This window comes from Bradyrhizobium brasilense (genome assembly GCF_029714345.1).
GTDB lineage: Bacteria > Pseudomonadota > Alphaproteobacteria > Rhizobiales > Xanthobacteraceae > Bradyrhizobium > Bradyrhizobium australafricanum.
The window spans coordinates 6,010,031-6,025,663 of the sequence record NZ_CP121669.1; the positions used below are offsets into that span (position 1 = coordinate 6,010,031).

Annotated in this window: 11 protein-coding genes; 6 read left to right on the forward strand and 5 right to left on the reverse strand. The window is 65.4% G+C overall.

Translation table 11 applies throughout. From position 1 onward, the window contains the following. Nucleotides 1-2 precede the first annotated feature (2 nt). Nucleotides 3-548 (reverse strand): sigma-70 family RNA polymerase sigma factor, encoded by a 546-nt coding sequence (locus QA635_RS28240; protein ID WP_076833573.1) that lies wholly within the window; start codon nt 546-548, stop codon nt 3-5. Nucleotides 549-597: 49 nt separating this feature from the next. On the opposite strand from QA635_RS28240, the gene QA635_RS28245 reads away from it, so the two are divergent. Then, complete coding sequence (locus tag QA635_RS28245) at nt 598-1,557, forward strand: hypothetical protein (RefSeq protein ID WP_341850391.1); 960 nt, start codon at nt 598-600, stop codon at nt 1,555-1,557. Between the two features lie 123 nt (nt 1,558-1,680). Beyond that, a complete protein-coding gene (locus tag QA635_RS28250; RefSeq protein WP_016843234.1) occupies nt 1,681-2,460 on the forward strand; it encodes an enoyl-CoA hydratase in 780 nt (259 codons plus the stop codon). Nucleotides 2,461-2,545: 85 nt separating this feature from the next. Here QA635_RS28250 and QA635_RS28255 read toward each other — a convergent pair whose 3' ends face one another. Beyond that, nucleotides 2,546-4,408: an acetyl-CoA hydrolase/transferase C-terminal domain-containing protein gene (locus QA635_RS28255; RefSeq protein WP_283062723.1), complete on the reverse strand. Its 1,863-nt coding sequence runs from the start codon at nt 4,406-4,408 to the stop codon at nt 2,546-2,548. Between the two features lie 242 nt (nt 4,409-4,650). Here QA635_RS28255 and QA635_RS28260 point away from each other — a divergent pair, with 242 nt between their 5' ends. Together QA635_RS28260 and QA635_RS28265 are read left to right on the forward strand one after the other, a co-directional pair. Further along, entirely contained in the window at nt 4,651-6,069 is a 1,419-nt protein-coding gene (locus tag QA635_RS28260; RefSeq protein ID WP_225163263.1) for a TolC family outer membrane protein, read from the forward strand. A 138-nt stretch (nt 6,070-6,207) separates the two neighbouring features. Continuing rightward, complete coding sequence (locus tag QA635_RS28265) at nt 6,208-7,176, forward strand: amidohydrolase family protein (RefSeq protein WP_283062726.1); 969 nt, start codon at nt 6,208-6,210, stop codon at nt 7,174-7,176. On the opposite strand, the gene QA635_RS28270 is transcribed toward QA635_RS28265, so the two are convergent. From QA635_RS28270 to QA635_RS28280, 3 genes are all read right to left on the reverse strand, one after another. Continuing rightward, nucleotides 7,169-10,303, reverse strand: coding sequence for an efflux RND transporter permease subunit (locus tag QA635_RS28270; RefSeq protein ID WP_225641774.1), 3,135 nt, complete (start codon nt 10,301-10,303; stop codon nt 7,169-7,171). The genes QA635_RS28265 and QA635_RS28270 overlap by 8 nt on opposite strands. A gap of 115 nt (nt 10,304-10,418) precedes the next feature. Then, complete coding sequence (locus QA635_RS28275; RefSeq protein ID WP_283062729.1) at nt 10,419-11,666, reverse strand: efflux RND transporter periplasmic adaptor subunit; 1,248 nt, start codon at nt 11,664-11,666, stop codon at nt 10,419-10,421. 151 nt (nt 11,667-11,817) lie between these two features. Next, nucleotides 11,818-13,224 (reverse strand): CoA transferase, encoded by a 1,407-nt coding sequence (locus QA635_RS28280; RefSeq protein WP_283062731.1) that lies wholly within the window; start codon nt 13,222-13,224, stop codon nt 11,818-11,820. Between the two features lie 122 nt (nt 13,225-13,346). Between QA635_RS28280 and QA635_RS28285 the strand changes: the two genes are divergently transcribed. Together QA635_RS28285 and QA635_RS28290 are read left to right on the forward strand one after the other, a co-directional pair. Further along, nucleotides 13,347-13,634, forward strand: a complete 288-nt coding sequence (locus QA635_RS28285) for a hypothetical protein (protein WP_018270628.1) — start codon at nt 13,347-13,349, stop codon at nt 13,632-13,634. 1,014 nt (nt 13,635-14,648) lie between these two features. Beyond that, the gene (locus tag QA635_RS28290) at nt 14,649-15,581 is read left to right on the forward strand and encodes an IS110 family RNA-guided transposase (protein WP_283062735.1); all 933 of its coding nucleotides are present in this window, start codon (nt 14,649-14,651) and stop codon (nt 15,579-15,581) included. Nucleotides 15,582-15,633 lie beyond the last annotated feature (52 nt).

The following is a 15,633-nucleotide window of genomic DNA, read 5'->3' on the forward strand; positions in this document are numbered from 1 at the left end:
GCTCATCGATCCCGTAATTTCGCAGTGAGGCTCGCAAGCCCACGATGCAGCGCGACCCGCACCGCGCCCTCGGTCATCGAGAATTTCGCCGCGGTGTCCTTGATCGAGGCGCTGTCGACCGCGATCGATTGCAGCACCTCGCGCTGCCGCGCGGGCAAAGCCTGCAGCTGGGCGCTCACCTCGCCCGGCGAGGCCGTCGGTTCCGGCGTTTCCCCGGGCAGCGTCTCGGCGAAATCATCGATATTGACGAAGATCCGCTTGCCGCGGCGGCGCAGCGCGTCGATCAGCTTGTTGCGCGCGATCGCGAACAGCCACGGCGCGAACGCCGCGCTCGTGTCCCAGGTCTGCCGCTTCAAATGTACCGCCAACAAGATGTCCTGCACGATGTCCTCGGACTGATCGACCGGTTGTCCCGCGCGCGCCAGGCCGCGGCGCGCCGCAGCACGGAGTACCGGCGTGATGGCCTTGAGCAGGCGATGGTACGCCGCATCATCGCCTGAAATGGCCGACCGCATCAGGCCGGTCCATTCATCCTCACGTTCGCGCACGCAGGCTCCTGAATTGCAATTCGGCCGATCTTTCAGTTCGTTACGCGGCATGCCAGACGATCACGAATTCGTGATCTTTATCCTCCGGCAAGACCGCGCCGAGGGTCGGCCTCAAAGAATCGCTCCGGCGGGTTTCCAGACGTCACGGCTCATAACACCGATCGGTCCGACAAGCATCGGTGCTGCTGCCGTCGATGGGCCACTGGGAAGAAATTGCCCAGCTTTTGCCCCCGGATGCCCGAAGATTCCCTTTTTCTGCCCCGGTGTGGACACGCAGCGGGGTCTCTTTTCGCCCTTGGGCGGGCGACATGGGGAGATCATCAAAATGAAGATCAAAGCCAGCGGGCGCTTGGCATTGATGGTTGCGACAGGACTGACAGGGCTTCTCGTGTGTCTTGCGGCTCCGTTGCCGGCGCATGCGGCCGGTTCGGACGCATCGGCATCGAAATCCGACAGCGCAACGACCGACAAGTCTGCCGAGCAGAGTTCGCGGCATGGCCGGCGCTCGGCACGCCACCGGTCCTCCAGGACCGCTGACAAGACCGCCGACAAATCCGAGAGCAAGAAGGCCGCCAATAACGACGCCGGCAGGGTCACCTCGGCAGGCATTCCCGCCACCGTCGCCAACGCCAATGCGGAGCTGACCTCCGGCGACGACAATGCAGCGGCGACGCCGGTGAAAGCCAATGTGTTGATTGCCGCGGCCGAAAAGCCCGCAGACCAGTCCGACGGTAATGTGGTCGCATCCGACCAGCTCAACGAGGTCGACCGCGCCCTGCAGCAGGAGCAGCCGGCGGAACAGCCGCAGCCGGCCCAGCCGCAGACCGCTCAACAGGAGGCACCGCCCGCGCCGCCGACGACGGTTGCCGTGGCTGCACCCAAGCCGGCCCCGGTTCTGGCGAGCAGCGACAGCGCGAGCTGGGACCAGACCTCGCTGATCGGGAAGATCTTCATCGGGTTCGGCGCTTTGCTCACGGTGGCCTCCGCCGCGCGCATGTTCATGGCCTAGCGGAGGCACCTGCGGTGCGGCGCGGGGGCGCCGCACCGCAGCCCAAAGCCTCGTTTCAGCCACTTGAAGCGCATCCCGTCAGCGGGCACATTGCCCGGCAAATCAGGCACGGGGTTTGCGTCCATGGCTACGTTCGAATTCATCATTGTCGAAAGCAAGGGACCGGTCGGCGTCATCACGCTGAACCGGCCGAAAATGCTGAATGCGCTCTCGTTCGGCGTGTTCCGCGAGATCGCCGCGGCGGTCGACGATCTCGAGGCCGACGACAAGATCGGCTGTATCCTGATCACCGGCAGCGAGAAGGCCTTCGCGGCCGGCGCCGACATCAAGGAGATGCAGCCGAAAGGCTTCATCGACATGTTCAACAGCGATTTCACCGCCATCGGCGGCGACCGCGTCGCCCGTTGCCGCAAGCCGACTATTGCCGCGGTCGCGGGCTATGCGCTCGGCGGCGGCTGCGAGCTCGCGATGATGTGCGACATCATCATCGCCGCCGACACCGCCAAGTTCGGCCAGCCGGAAATCACCCTCGGCACCATTCCCGGCATCGGCGGCACGCAGCGCCTGACCCGTGCGATCGGCAAGTCGAAGGCGATGGACCTCTGCCTGACCGGGCGGATGATGGACGCGGCGGAAGCCGAACGCTCGGGCCTCGTGTCGCGGATCGTGCCCGCCGACAAGCTGCTCGAGGAGGCGCTCGCGGCGGCCGAGAAGATCGCCTCGATGTCGCGCCCGGCGGTCGCGATGGCCAAGGAAGCCGTCAACCGCGCGTTCGAGACGCCACTCGCAGAGGGCATGAATGTCGAGCGCAATCTGTTCCACTCGACCTTCGCGCTCGAGGATCGCTCCGAGGGCATGGCGGCGTTCATCGAGAAGCGCAAGCCGGTCAACAAGAACCGCTAAAGCATGATCCGGAAAAGTGCGAAGCGGTTTTCCGGACAAGATCATGCTGAGACAACAGGCTAAAGCGCGATGGTCTCTTCGCGCTTTAGCCCATCCGGCTCCGTTGCAAGGCCGCTGTGACGAGCGCGCGATAGGCGCGCTCAGCGAAATGCGTCGGCTTGTCGAGACCGAGCCGCGCCAGGCATTCGCGGTCGGCGGCATCGGGCGGATGCCGCATGCCCTGCCACAGCAGGCCGGCGAGTTGCAGCGGCGTGTGCTGCGCCTGCTGCAATAGCTGCAACGCCGGAATCAGCCGCTGCTCGACATCGGTGAAATCGCTGCCGAACGGGAATGACGGCAGCAGCCCGGCATTGCGCGCGGGCTTCAGCGCATCGCCGATGCGCTCGGGATAATTCTCGCGATGCGCCGCAGGAATCTCGTAGCTGCGCGGCAGCTTGCCGGCGTCCTTGGCCTGCCGCATCAATTCGCCCTGGAAGCGGGAGTCCGAGACCTGCAGCATCGCGGCGATCACGTCGGCATCGGATTTCCCCCTGACGTCGGCGACGCCATATTCCGTGACAAAGACATCGCGCAGATGCCGCGGGATGGTCTCATGTCCATAGGACCAGCGGATGTTCGACTGCGCTTGCTTGCCGGACTGACGGGTCGCCTCCAGCGCCAGCACAGAACGTGCGCCCTCGAGCGCGAATGCCTGCGCCACAAAATTATACTGGCCGCCGACCCCGCTTACGACCTGGCCGTCCTCGAGGCCGTCCGAGATCGCAGCGCCGAGCAGCGTCGCCATCATCGCATTGTTGACGAAGCGCGCATCGACCCGGGCGCGACGCTTGCCGTCCTCGTCGCCGAAGATCTCGTTGGTGAAGGAAACCGGCATCATCTGGATTCGCGCCAGCCGCTCCGGTGCCATCTCGCGCAGCGCCCGGTAGAATGATGGCGGGCCCAGGAAGAATGCGCCGTGCAGGATCACGCCGCCGACGTCGCGCTTGAGGATGCCGGCGTCGATCAGCCCGAGGAACGCCTCGAACAGCATCTCGCTGACGCCGTAGAGCCCCTTTTCGAACGACCCGGTCTCGGCCGCGGCGAGTTGCCCGGTACCGGGCGCAAGGCGCTGCATGATGCCGTGGAATTCGGCGTTGTCGCGATGGCGGACCACGAGCCCCTGCGCCAGCGCGTCGCCGACCTGCCCGATGCCGATCTGCAACGTGCCGCCGTCGCGGACCAGACCGGCGGCATGCAAGCCGATCGCATATTTGGTGTCGCTGATCGGCTCGGACGGCGGCGCGAACAGCGGGAAATCGGTCTCTGGACTGTCGAGCACCGCGGCGAATTCATCCGCCGGCAGGTCGCCGGCGCCGGGCATGAACGGCAGCTCGGAATTGACCTGGCCGATCAGCTTGAACGACGCCCGCCCTTGCGCACGGGCGCGCAGCACGTCGAGCGTGGTGTCGGTGTTGCAGCTCAGGCTGTAGCGCGGCGCGCCGTCGACCACGCGCTTGGCAACAAGCTGAGGCACGACATTCAGTCCGCGCGACAACAAATATGACGTCGCATGGGTGTAGTTGGCGGAAATGTAGTGCTGTTGCGCGAATGGCTGGTGCAGCCACTGCCCAGCGAGGAAGAAGAACTCGATCACCTTGATGTTGGGCGGAAGTGCGCCATGATGCAGCGCATCCGCGTAGGCAAGATCCGGATAGCCGCCGAACAGGCGGTCGATCACCGGTCCGATGAAGCGCCGTTCGAGCAGGCTCTTCGGCTTCGGCTTTTCCAGCGTCAGCGCGGAGAACAGCGTCAGGTTGATGGAGCGGTCGGCCACTGCTCGCGCATACAGCGCGTTGACGATGTGGTTGGCCTTGCCGAGGCCGAGCGGCAGCCCGACCACCAGTTCGGTTCCGACGTCACGAATGATGTGCTCCGCGATCGCCTCGGGGTCGGAGAAGAATATCGGCATCAGCAACGGACCCGGACGAGACGGTGGATAACCGGCATCGTTGAATCGACGGCCGGCGGTTCAAACTTATACTTCATATGACCGATACGTGCGCCTGTGACGAACCGGCAACAGACAAGAACTGAAATGATGTGCAGATGTCGCGCGGCGGTTTGTCTGTGGCGGCACCGCCCCGTAAACAGGTAGATGTGTCGGCGGCGTCGGCGGGGGCGCACTGCCGGAGTTTTGGTTTGCGGGATCACATGGTTGAGCGTGCCGCGAGGGTCGGCGACGTAGCGAGGCGCGTGCTTTTGTCGGGCATCGGCCTTGGCGTGCTGGCATGTGCGCTTCTGACGGAGACCGCGGCCCGCGCCGAGAGCCTGCCGGAAGCCTTGGTCAAGGCGTATCAGACCAATCCGCAACTCAACGCCGAGCGGGCGCGCCAGCGTGCGACCGACGAGAACGTGCCGCAGGCGCTGGCCGGCTACCGTCCCCAGATCATTGCCGGCCTGTCGGTCGGCCTGCAGGCGGTGCGCGATCAGCTGCCCGGCAATGTGATCCAGACCGCAACGCTGAAGCCGTGGCAGATCGGCGTCACGGTGACGCAGACCCTGTTCAACGGCTTCAAGACCGCCAACAGCGTCCGCGTCGCCGAGTTGCAGGTGCAGTCCGGCCGCGAGGCGTTGCGCAATGTCGGCCAGGGTGTGCTGCTCGACGCAGTCACCGCCTACACCAATGTGCTCGCCAACCAAACCCTGGTCGAGGCGCAGCGCGCCAACGTCGCCTTCCTGAAGGAGACCCGGGCAATCACCGAACGGCGCCTCAATGCCGGCGACGTGACGCCGACCGATACCGCCCAGGCCGAGGCGCGGCTCAACCGCGGCCTCGCCGACCTCAACGCCGCCGAGGTCAATTACGCGATCAGCCAGGCTACCTATGCGCAGGTGGTTGGCAGCGCGCCATCCCAGTTGCGTCCGGCCGAGACCATCGACCGGCTGCTGCCGCGCAGCCGCGAGGATGCGATCGCGCTCTCGCTCCGCGAGCATCCCGCCGTCACCGCGGCGGGCTTCGACGTCGACGTCGCCTCGACCTCGATCCGCGTCGCCGAGAGCAGTCTGATGCCGAATGTCTCCGTGCAGGGCAGCGTCAGCCGCAGCCGCGACACCGACACCACGCTCGGCAGCTTCGGCACCGATCAAGCCTCGGTGATCGGTCAGGTGACGCAGCCGATCTATGACGGCGGCACCGCCGCATCGCAGACCCGGCAGACCAAGGAAGTCGCGGCGCAGAGCCGGCTGGTGCTGGATCAGGTCCGCAATCAGGCCAAGACCGCCGTGGTCAGCGCGTGGGTCGCCAATGAGGGCGCCAAGATCGCGGTGTCGGCCTCGGAGTCCGAGATGAAGGCCGCGGAAGTTGCGCTCGCCGGCGTGCAGAAGGAAGCCGCGGGCGGCCAGCGCACCACGGTCGACGTGCTCAACGCGCAGCAGGATCTGATCACCGCGCGGGCACGGCTGATCGGTGCGCAGCGCGACCGCGTGATCGCCTCCTACACGCTGCTCAGCGCGACCGGGCGCCTCGACGTCAAGACGCTGAACCTGAAGACGCCGGACTACCTGCCCGAGGTGCACTACCATCAGGTGCGCGACGCCTGGCACGGCCTGCGCACGCCGTCGGGACAATAGGCATTACGGAACCGTTCGCACCGCGAACTTGCCCTTCCCGCCTGCTCTCTCCGCCGATAACCTCCGCCCCCGCCGGCAACCCATAATGCCGGCGCGCGTATGACGCGCATAACAGCCGAGCACGCAGGGAGACGTCCAATGCTGACGCGACGCGATATGATGCTGGCTTCCATCGCAGCCGGAGTGACCATGACCAGCAGCAACGCATTTTCCAAGGCAGCGCAACCATCGACCGCTGTGAATTTCGACGTGCCTGCCGGGGCATGCGACTGCCACACCCACATCCATGGCGACCCCGAGAGATTCCCGTTCTTCGCCGGCCGCGTCTACACGCCGGAACCGGCCTCGCCGGAGGAGATGAGCGCGCTGCACAAGGCGCTCCATGTCGAGCGCGTGGTGATCGTGACGCCGAGCGTCTATGGCCCCGACAATTCGTCGACCCTGTTCGGCATCACGGCCCGCGGGCCGACCGCGCGCGGCGTCGCCGTGATCGACGACAAGACCAGCGAGAGCGATCTCGATGCCATGAACAAGGCCGGCTTCCGCGGCATCCGCCTCAACCTCGCGACCGGCGGCGTCAACGATCCGAATGTCGGCCGGCAGCGCTTCTCGGCCGCGATCGAGCGGATGAAGGCGTGCGGCTGGCATGTGCAGCTGTTCACCAGCCTCGCCATGATCTCCGCGATCAAGGACCTCGTCGCTACAGCGCCGGTGCCGGTCGTGTTCGACCATTTCGGCGGCGCCGAGGCCGCGCTCGGCACAGGCCAGCCGGGATTTGCCGACCTGCTCGCGCTGGTCAAGTCCGGCAAGGCCTATGTCAAGATTTCCGGCGCCTACCGCGCCTCCAAGCTTGCGCCCGATTATGCCGACGCCACGCCGCTGGCGCAGGCACTGATCGCAGCCAATGCCGAGCGCATCGTCTGGGGCACCGACTGGCCGCACCCGGATTCGGTGACGCCGCAAGGCAAGAAGGTCACCGATGTGACGCCGCTGTTTCAGATCGACGACGGCCGCCTCCTCAACCAGCTTCCGGTCTGGGCGCCGGACGCCGCGGTCCGCAAGGCGATCCTGGTCGACAATCCGGCGCGGCTCTACGGCTTCACCTGAGGCTGTCTTTCGGCCGGCGCGAGAAGTAGGAGATCAGCACCGGTAGCGTGATCAGGATCACCAGCGGCGCCAGCATCATGCCGGTGACGACGACGATGGCGAGCGGCTTCTGCACCTGCGAGCCGATGCCCTCCGACACCGCCGCCGGCAACAGGCCGACGCCCGCCACCACGCAGGTCATCAGCACCGGACGCAGCTGCAGCTCGCCGGTGCGGATCACCGCGCGCATCCGGTCGTAGCCTTCGTCGATCAGCTGGTTGAACTGCGACAGGATGATGATGCCGTCCATCACCGCGATGCCGAACAGCGCGATGAAGCCGATCGCCGCCGATACGCTGAACGGAATCCCCGAGATCAGAAGCCCGAGCACGCCGCCGAAGATCGCCATCGGGATCACGCTCATCGCGAGCATGGTGTCGACCATCGAGCCGAAATTGAAGAACAGCAGCACGGCGATCAGCGCGAGGCTGATCGGCACCACGATCGACAGCCGCCTGATCGCATCCTGCAGATTGCCGAACTCGCCGACCCACTCGACACGCGATCCTGGCGGCAGCTGCACCTGCTCGTCGATCTTCTGCTGCGCCTCCCGGATCGCGCTGCCGAGGTCGCGCTCGCGCACCGAGAACTTGATCGGCAAATAGCGCTCCTGCTGCTCGCGGTAGATATAGGCCGCGCCGGAGATCAGGTTGATCGAGGCCACTTCGGAGAGCGGGATCTGCGTGATGCCGCCGTTGGCGTTGGCCACCCCGATCCGCAGGTTCTGGATCGCCTCCGCGCTCTTGCGATATTCCGGCGCGAGGCGGACGATGATCGGGAAGTGCCGGTCGCTGCCGGGCTCATAGAGGTCGCCGGCGCTGTCGCCGCCGACCGCAACCCGGATGGTGGCGTTGATGTCGCCCGGCGACAGACCATAGCGCGCGGCACGCGCGCGATCGACGTCGATCTGGATGGTCGGCTGGCCGAGCGAGGTGAACACCGCAAGGTCGGTGACACCCTGCACCGTCGACAGCACCGACTTGATCTTGTTGGCGGTGTCGGTCAGCGCCTGCAGATCATTGCCGTAGAGCTTGATCGAGTTCTCGCCCTTCACGCCGGACACCGCTTCCGACACGTTGTCCTGCAGATACTGCGAGAAATTGAATTCGACGCCCGGGAATTTCTCCTGCAACTGCGCCAGCAATTGCGCGGTCAGCACGTCCTTGTCGTGAGTATTTGGCCATTCGCTGGCCGGCTTCAGCGGCGCGAAGAATTCGGCGTTGAAAAGGCCGGCCGCATCGGTGCCGTCGTCGGGACGGCCGTGCTGCGACACCACCGACACCACCTCGGGGCGGCTGCGGATCAGCTTCCGCATCTCGTTGACATAGGCATTGCCCTCCTGCAGCGAGATCGTCGGCGGGAGCGTGGCGCGGATCCACAGATTGCCCTCTTCCAGCTTGGGCAGGAATTCGAGGCCGAGGAAGCGCGCGAAGATAATGGTCATGACCACGAGGCCGGCCGCGCCGGCCATCACCAGCTTGCGGTTGGCGATCGCCCAGTTCAGCACCGGCAGGTAGATCGCGTCGAGCTTCTTGACGATCCAGGTCTCGGTCTCGTGGATATGCGCCGGAAGGATGATCGCGCTGAACGCCGGAGTGACCGTGAACGTCGCCAGCAGCCCGCCGGCCAGCGCATAGGCATAGGTGCGCGCCATCGGGCCGAAGATATTGCCCTCGACGCCGGACAGCGTGAATAGCGGCAGGAACGCCGCGATGATGATCGCCGCGGCAAAGAAGATCGAGCGCGACACGTCGGCGGCCGCCGACAGGATCGCGTGGCTCTTCATCCCCATCACCGTGTCCTCGGAGATGTGGCTTCGCTCGTCTTCCGACAGCGCGGTGGTCTGCGACAGCCGGCGGAAGATCGCCTCCACCATGATCACGGTGGCATCGACGATCAGGCCGAAATCGATCGCGCCGACCGACAGCAGATTGGCGGATTCGCCGCGCAGCACCAGGATGATCACCGCGAAGAACAGCGCGAACGGGATCGTCGCGCCGACGATCAGCGCGCTGCGGAGGTCGCCCAGGAATATCCACTGCAACAGTACGATCAGGAGGATGCCGACCACCATGTTGTGCAGCACGGTGTGGGTGGTGAGCTCGATCAGGTCCTTGCGGTCGTAGATCCGCTCGATCTTCACGCCGGGCGGCAGGATCGAGGAATGATTGATGTCGTGGACCAGCTGCTCGACGCGGGAAATCGTCGGCGAGCTCTGCTCGCCGCGGCGCATCAGGACGATGCCCTGCACGATGTCGTCGTCATTGTCGAGGCCGGCGATGCCGAGCCGCGGCTTCTCGCCGATCGTGACATGGGCGATGTCGCGCACCAGCACCGGATTGCCGCCGGACTGCGAGACCATGGTGTTGGCGAGGTCGTCGATCGAGCGGATCAGGCCGACGCCGCGCACCACGGCCGATTGCGAGCCGATGTTCACGGTGTTGCCGCCGACATTGATGTTGGCGTTGGAAACCGCCTGCAGCACCTGCGGCAGCGTCAGGCCGTTGGCGACCAGCTTGTTGAAGTCGACCTGGATCTCGTAGGTCTTGGTCTTGCCGCCCCAGCCGGTGACGTCGATCACGCCGGGCACGGCGCGGAAGCGCCGCTGCAGCACCCAGTCCTGCAGCGTCTTGAGGTCGAGCACGCTGTAGTTAGGCGGTCCCTTCAGGCGGTAGCGGAAGATTTCGCCGATCGGGCTGAGCGGCGAGATGCCGGGCAGCACGTTGCCCGGCAGCGGCGCGAGCTGCGACAGGCGGTTGAGCACCTGTTGCAGCGCCTCATCATAGGTGTAGTCGAAGGAGAACTGCAGCTTGACGTCGGAAAGGCCGTACAGCGAGATGGTACGGATGGTCTTGAGGTTCTTGATGCCGGCGACCTGGGTCTCGATCGGGATCGTGATGTAGCGCTCGATCTCCTCGGCAGAGAGGCCCGGGCTCTGCGTCACGATATCGACCATCGGCGGGGTCGGATCGGGATAGGCCTCGATGTTGAGCTGCTTGAACGCGAGCAGGCCGCCGATGAGGACGGCCACGAACATGGCCACCATCAAGTAGCGGCGATTGACGGCAAGGGCGACGAGGCGATCCATTCAGATCGGCGCTTTCAACTGGAAGGGAATTTTCTTATTGAGCGTGATCTCCGCGCAAACGCGTTGCGCGTTTGTCGCGAGGGAAAACCGCTTCCCACTTTTCCGGATCATGCGCTTAGGTGCCTGATGCGGCGCGGTCGATGAAGAGGCTTCCCTTCGTCACGATCTGCTCGCCCGGCTTGAGGTTGCCGGCCACCTCGACGAGGTCGCCATTGATGAGGCCGGGCTTGATCTGGCGCAGCTCGATGGTCTTGTCGTCGGCCCTCGCGACCCAGAGCCGAACCTGGTCGCCCTCGTAGATCAGCGCCTGCTTCGGCACGCCGACTGCCGGGTGATCGCCCTTCGAATACAGCGTCACATTGGCGAACATCTCGGGCTTCAGCCGCTTGTCCGCGTTGTCGATGGTGGCGCGAACCAGGAGCCGGCGCGAGGTCGCGTCGATCGCCGCGGCGACATAGTTGACCCGGGCGTTCAGCGTTTTGCCCGGCAGCGCCATCACGCTGAAGGTGAGGTCCTGGCCGACCGCGACATTGTCTGCGTCGGATTCGCGGACAAAGGCGATCAGCCAGACCGTCGACAGATCGCCGATCACGTAGACCGGGTCGCTGGCGCCGGTCGAGACATACTGGCCGGGACCGGCCTTGCGCTGGACCACGGTGCCGCCGATCGGCGCGAACACCGTCGTCTCCGGATTGAGGCGGCCCTTCTGCCGCAGCGTCGTGATGTCGTCGTCGCCGAAGCCGAGAATGTGCAGCTTGTTCTGCGCCGCTTCCAAAAGCGTCTGCGCCGAGCGCGCATCGTTCTGCGCTTGCACGAGCGCGGTCTGGGCCTGCTGATAATCCTTCAGCGGGATCGCCTTGCCCTCGGACAGATCCTTGGCGCGCTTCTCCTGGATTTGCGCCAGGTCGAGCGCCGACTGCGCCTTGTTGAGGCCGGTCATCGCCGCGATGTAGTCGTTCTGTGCCTGCACGGTGTCGGCCGCCTCGATCACGAACAGCGGCTGGCCCTTCACCACGGCATCGCCCGGCCGCACCATGAGGCGGGTGACGCGCCCGGTATAGGGCGAGTAGACCGGGGTGGAGCGGTCCTCATCGATGCCGATCTTGCCCTCGGTCACCAGCTCGGAGCGGAAGGTGTGCTCGCTCACGGTCTGGAAGGTCAGGCTGGCCCACTCGGCCGCCGACGGCGTATAGCGCGCGCCGCCCTTGCGGGACTGGCTGGAGACTTCCGAAGATGTCTGCTTTTCCGAGCCGAAACGCGTGTAGCCATAGGCACCCGCGCAGGCAACCGCCAGCAGCGCCGCGGCCACGACCAGGCGCGGGCGGCTAAAGCTCTGCATTCTCTTGGTAAACTCTTTCACCATGCGGTCCGCGGGGTCAATCGTTGCAGCATCCGGCGGGACGGCCCCAGCGGTGCGCTAATAGTGCTGAATTGGCGTCTCAAACAACCTAAAAATCGCCCTTCGGCGATGCCTGTCGTTAAAGTTTGCATAGCCTGAACGGCAGCTGAATGTCTCATCCGGGAAACTCCGGGGCAGGAAACTCCGGAGGGTGGCTGCCGAGCGGCATGGCCGGACGGGACCAATGGGCCGGGGTCCTGGACAGCACGGCGGCATGCCGGACCGAGCTCAGCGTGCCAAAGCCGGACGGCAGCCGTTCGATGAAGGGCTGCACCGCATCCGCCTTCAGGTCCTCGGTCGCAAGGCCTCCTTCGAGGCGGCCGAGATTCCACAGCCAGCGCCCGGTTTGCGCCAGCGATACCCGGACGTGCCAGCTGCCGCCTTCGCGGGCCTGGCGGGCCTTCGCCATCATGGCACCGAACGCCATGAAATATCCGGTGGCGTGGTCGAGCATCTGGGCCGGCAATTCCTTCGGCCCATCCGTGCCGGCCGCCTGTCCTTCGGCGTGATTGAAGCCGGTCGTGGTCTGCACCAGCGAGTCGAAGCCGCGGCGCCCGGCCCATGGTCCGGCATGGCCGTAGGCCGACAGCGTCACATAGACGATCCCGGGATTGATCCGCGCCGCTTCCTCCGGCGAGAATCCGAGTCGCGCAATCGCCTGCGGACGATAGCCCTGCGAGAGAATATCGGCCTGCGCCACGAGACCCTGCATCACGCCCCGCCCCTCTTCGCTCCGCAGCTCGAGGAAGCTCGTGAGCTTGCCGCGGCCGGTGTCGATGGTGAGCCAGGGGATCGCCGGCAGATCGGGACCGGAGATCAGGAGTACGTCGGCGCCATGCGCCGCGAGCGTGCGGCCGGCGACGGGACCGGCGATCACGCGCGACAGGTCGAGCACACGGATGCCGGCCAGCGGCCGGTTGCCCGCGGGCCACGGCTTCGGCGCGGCCTCGCCGATCTTCTCGATCGAGATCAGCGGCAGCTTTGCCAGTTCTTTGGCATGCGGCGTCGCCGACCACTCGTCGTGCGAGCGCATCAAGGCGACGACGCCGCCGGCGGCGTAGGCAGCGGTCTCGAACGCCTCGCCGTCCCATTGCAGCAGTGCGGCCTGGACCTCGTCACGCTCGGCGCTGCAGCCGAGCACCTTGCAGACGGCGTCGCGATGATGCGGGAAATTGGTGTGCAGGCGGACGAAGCGGTTGTCTTTGACACGATAGACGCCGGCGATCTTGTCCCAGGCCGGCGGCGGCGGCTTGTCGTCGACGCGCAAATAGCGCTCGCTGCGGCATTCGACGACGGCATGGCGGATGTCGACCGCGACGTCCTGCTGCTCGCCGCTGCGGGCCTTCCAGATCTCGGCCGCGGCGAGGCCGGCTGCTGCGATCGGCGCCTGCGCTGCGGCTGCGACCCGAAACGACGACGGCAGCTGCGGCTCGCTGCCGGTCAATGTGACCGCATCGAGCGCGGCCGGCGCGCCGCCGGCGCCGGTCCAGACATCGGAAAGGATTTCACGAATGTCCTGCATGCGCATACCCGTTTGCGATTATCCTATGCCCGAGCATGATGACAAAAAGGCGGTGCCCGATCCCAACAATCATTTCCGGCCCTGCTTATATCCAGCTCTGCCCGACCCACACAGGAGTTGCAATGGCTGCCATCGATCCTCTCACCGCCGGCGCTGTCTTCCTCGCGACCGCAGCGACCGACGCGGTCTATGTCATGTTCACCTCGGCGGTCGTGGCGCGCAAGCGCGTGCCGGCGGCGACCTGGAGCAGCGTCTGGTATGTGCTCTCCTCCTATGCGGTGATCAGCTACACCGAAAACTGGCTCTACGTCGCCTTCGCTGCCCTCGGCTCGTGGGTCGGCGCCTATGCATCGATCACCTTCCTGCACCGCCCGCCGGGTGGACCGCCGGTCGGCGCCGCGGTGGAGTAGCATGCGGCGGCTGAGGAAGTCATCCGTCGTCGATGCGACGGTGAGACCCGCCCGACAGGGACCAGCTGTAAGCTACGTGTCAGCATTGGCGTGTAGGCTACACGTTCGCATTCGCGCGACATCAGTCGATGAACCGATTGGATGGACAATGGCGCGTTCGCGCCGCTGGACTCAGAGAACCCATACGCCGCGGCGAATGTTGTAGGCGGGACCGCCGTTGCAAGAGTGCATAGCAATGGTTATGGGTCCCGGCCCTCGCCGGGACGACGATGCGTGTGTGGCGCGGTATGTGAGTCATACATCCACATTCTCGCGACATGAACTGTCCGAGCTTTGCATCTCGTTCCGCCCTCTCTTGAACAGAGGGCGCAGGGAAAGCCGGGTGCCGATCGCACCCATGGGCCCCGAGCAATGGGTAGAAAGCTCGGGGGTAGGACCACAGGTGTAACCGGAGCAATCCGGCTTTCCCTGCGCGATGGCTTACGGCTTATACGTGCTCTCCCCGGCGAGACTGGGCTTTGTTGTCACCGTCACAGCGCGCATCGCGCAATGTGAAAAGACACCTGCCGCTAGGGCGTCAGGCCTGCACGATTTCGCCGTCCGCCGCATGCGCACTCGTCAGTTGCGCACTCGGCGTCCACCGCATCTCAACCCACGTTCGTGACGACCGCGAAGCGCCCCTCTTGTCGGGTGAGACGGGCATATTGAACATCTGAGTTGGGTCTGCCGTCAAGTTAAATTCCGAAAAGCCGAAGAAGATATTCGAGGGATCGACGGCATGGGATGGGATTGTTTCGTTTCGCTCGCGATAACGTGGATAGAGGATACCGTCATCCTTGTAAGTCAGGAGGCACTGGATCGGATAGAGTGTCCGGTGCGGTAACGGACGGGAGACCGCTTCATCCCAGGGCTTTGAAGCCCGGACCTCAGCGCGGCGCCCCGTCCGTTGTTCCATTGAACCCGAACAGTCGCGAGGGCCGCCTGGCGAGCCCGGTTGCGCAAGGATGGGTGCAGATGGACGCGATCTACGTTGGCATTGATGTGTCGAAGGACCGACTGGACGTGCATGTCCGTCCGAGCGGAGAAGCCTTTGCCGTGGCGCGTGACGGCAAAGGCCTGGAAGAGCTCGTTGCGCGCTTGCAGGCGATCTCGCCGGCGCTGATTGCGGTGGAGGCAACCGGCGGCTTCGAGACGATCGTTGCTGCGGCGCTGGCCGGCGCCCGGCTGCCGCTGGTGGTGGTCAACCCGGCCCAGATCCGGCACTTCGCGCAGGCGGTTGGCCAGCGCGCCAAGACGGACCCGATCGATGCGGCGGTCATCGCGCGGTTTGTCGAGGCGGTGCAGCCGGAGCCGCGTGCGATGCCGGATCAGGAAGCCCGGCTGCTGGCCGAACTGGTCAGCCGCCGACGGCAGATCATCGAGATGATCGTTGCCGAGCGTCAGCGCGAGAAGCGGGCCGAGAACGTCCGCGTCCGCAAGAGCCTTGCCCGCCATATCAAGGTCCTCGAGAAGGAGTTGCCGGAGATCGACAACGACATCGACACGCTGGTGCGCGGCTCGCCAGTCTGGCGCGCCAAGGAGGAGTTGCTGGTCAGCTTTCCTGGCGTGAGCAACACCCTCGCACGGACCTTCCTCGCCGAGGTGCCCGAGCTCGGCACGCTCAATCGGCGTCAGATTGCGAGCCTCGCCGGTCTTGCCCCGTTCACCCGCCAGTCGGGCCGCTGGAAGGGCAAGAGCATGATCGGCGGTGGAAGGGCCAAGCTGCGCGCCGGGCTCTACATGGCCGCCCTGTCGGCCAGCCGATACCATCCGCAGCTCAAGGTCTTCTACCGACGCCTGGTGACCGCTGGAAAGCCCAAGATGGTCGCCCTCATCGCCGTTGCACGCAAAGTCCTCACAACCCTCAACGCCATGCTCAGGGACCAAAAACCATGGCAACCCGCTTGACGAAGAACACAGTCGCTGAGGTGCGAACTCTTGCGAGCCTCGAAGGATGCAC

What these genes read in the sequence shown, in the direction of transcription:
- QA635_RS28245 (WP_341850391.1), top strand. Translation starts at nt 598, where the DNA reads ATGCCAGACGATCACGAATTCGTGATCTTTATCCTCCGGCAAGACCGC.
- QA635_RS28250 (WP_016843234.1), top strand. Translation starts at nt 1,681, where the DNA reads ATGGCTACGTTCGAATTCATCATTGTCGAAAGCAAGGGACCGGTCGGC.
- QA635_RS28255 (WP_283062723.1), bottom strand. Translation starts at nt 4,408, where the DNA reads ATGCCGATATTCTTCTCCGACCCCGAGGCGATCGCGGAGCACATCATT.
- QA635_RS28260 (WP_225163263.1), top strand. Translation starts at nt 4,651, where the DNA reads ATGGTTGAGCGTGCCGCGAGGGTCGGCGACGTAGCGAGGCGCGTGCTT.
- QA635_RS28265 (WP_283062726.1), top strand. Translation starts at nt 6,208, where the DNA reads ATGCTGACGCGACGCGATATGATGCTGGCTTCCATCGCAGCCGGAGTG.
- QA635_RS28270 (WP_225641774.1), bottom strand. Translation starts at nt 10,303, where the DNA reads ATGGATCGCCTCGTCGCCCTTGCCGTCAATCGCCGCTACTTGATGGTG.
- QA635_RS28275 (WP_283062729.1), bottom strand. Translation starts at nt 11,666, where the DNA reads ATGGTGAAAGAGTTTACCAAGAGAATGCAGAGCTTTAGCCGCCCGCGC.
- QA635_RS28280 (WP_283062731.1), bottom strand. Translation starts at nt 13,224, where the DNA reads ATGCAGGACATTCGTGAAATCCTTTCCGATGTCTGGACCGGCGCCGGC.
- QA635_RS28285 (WP_018270628.1), top strand. Translation starts at nt 13,347, where the DNA reads ATGGCTGCCATCGATCCTCTCACCGCCGGCGCTGTCTTCCTCGCGACC.
- QA635_RS28290 (WP_283062735.1), top strand. Translation starts at nt 14,649, where the DNA reads ATGGACGCGATCTACGTTGGCATTGATGTGTCGAAGGACCGACTGGAC.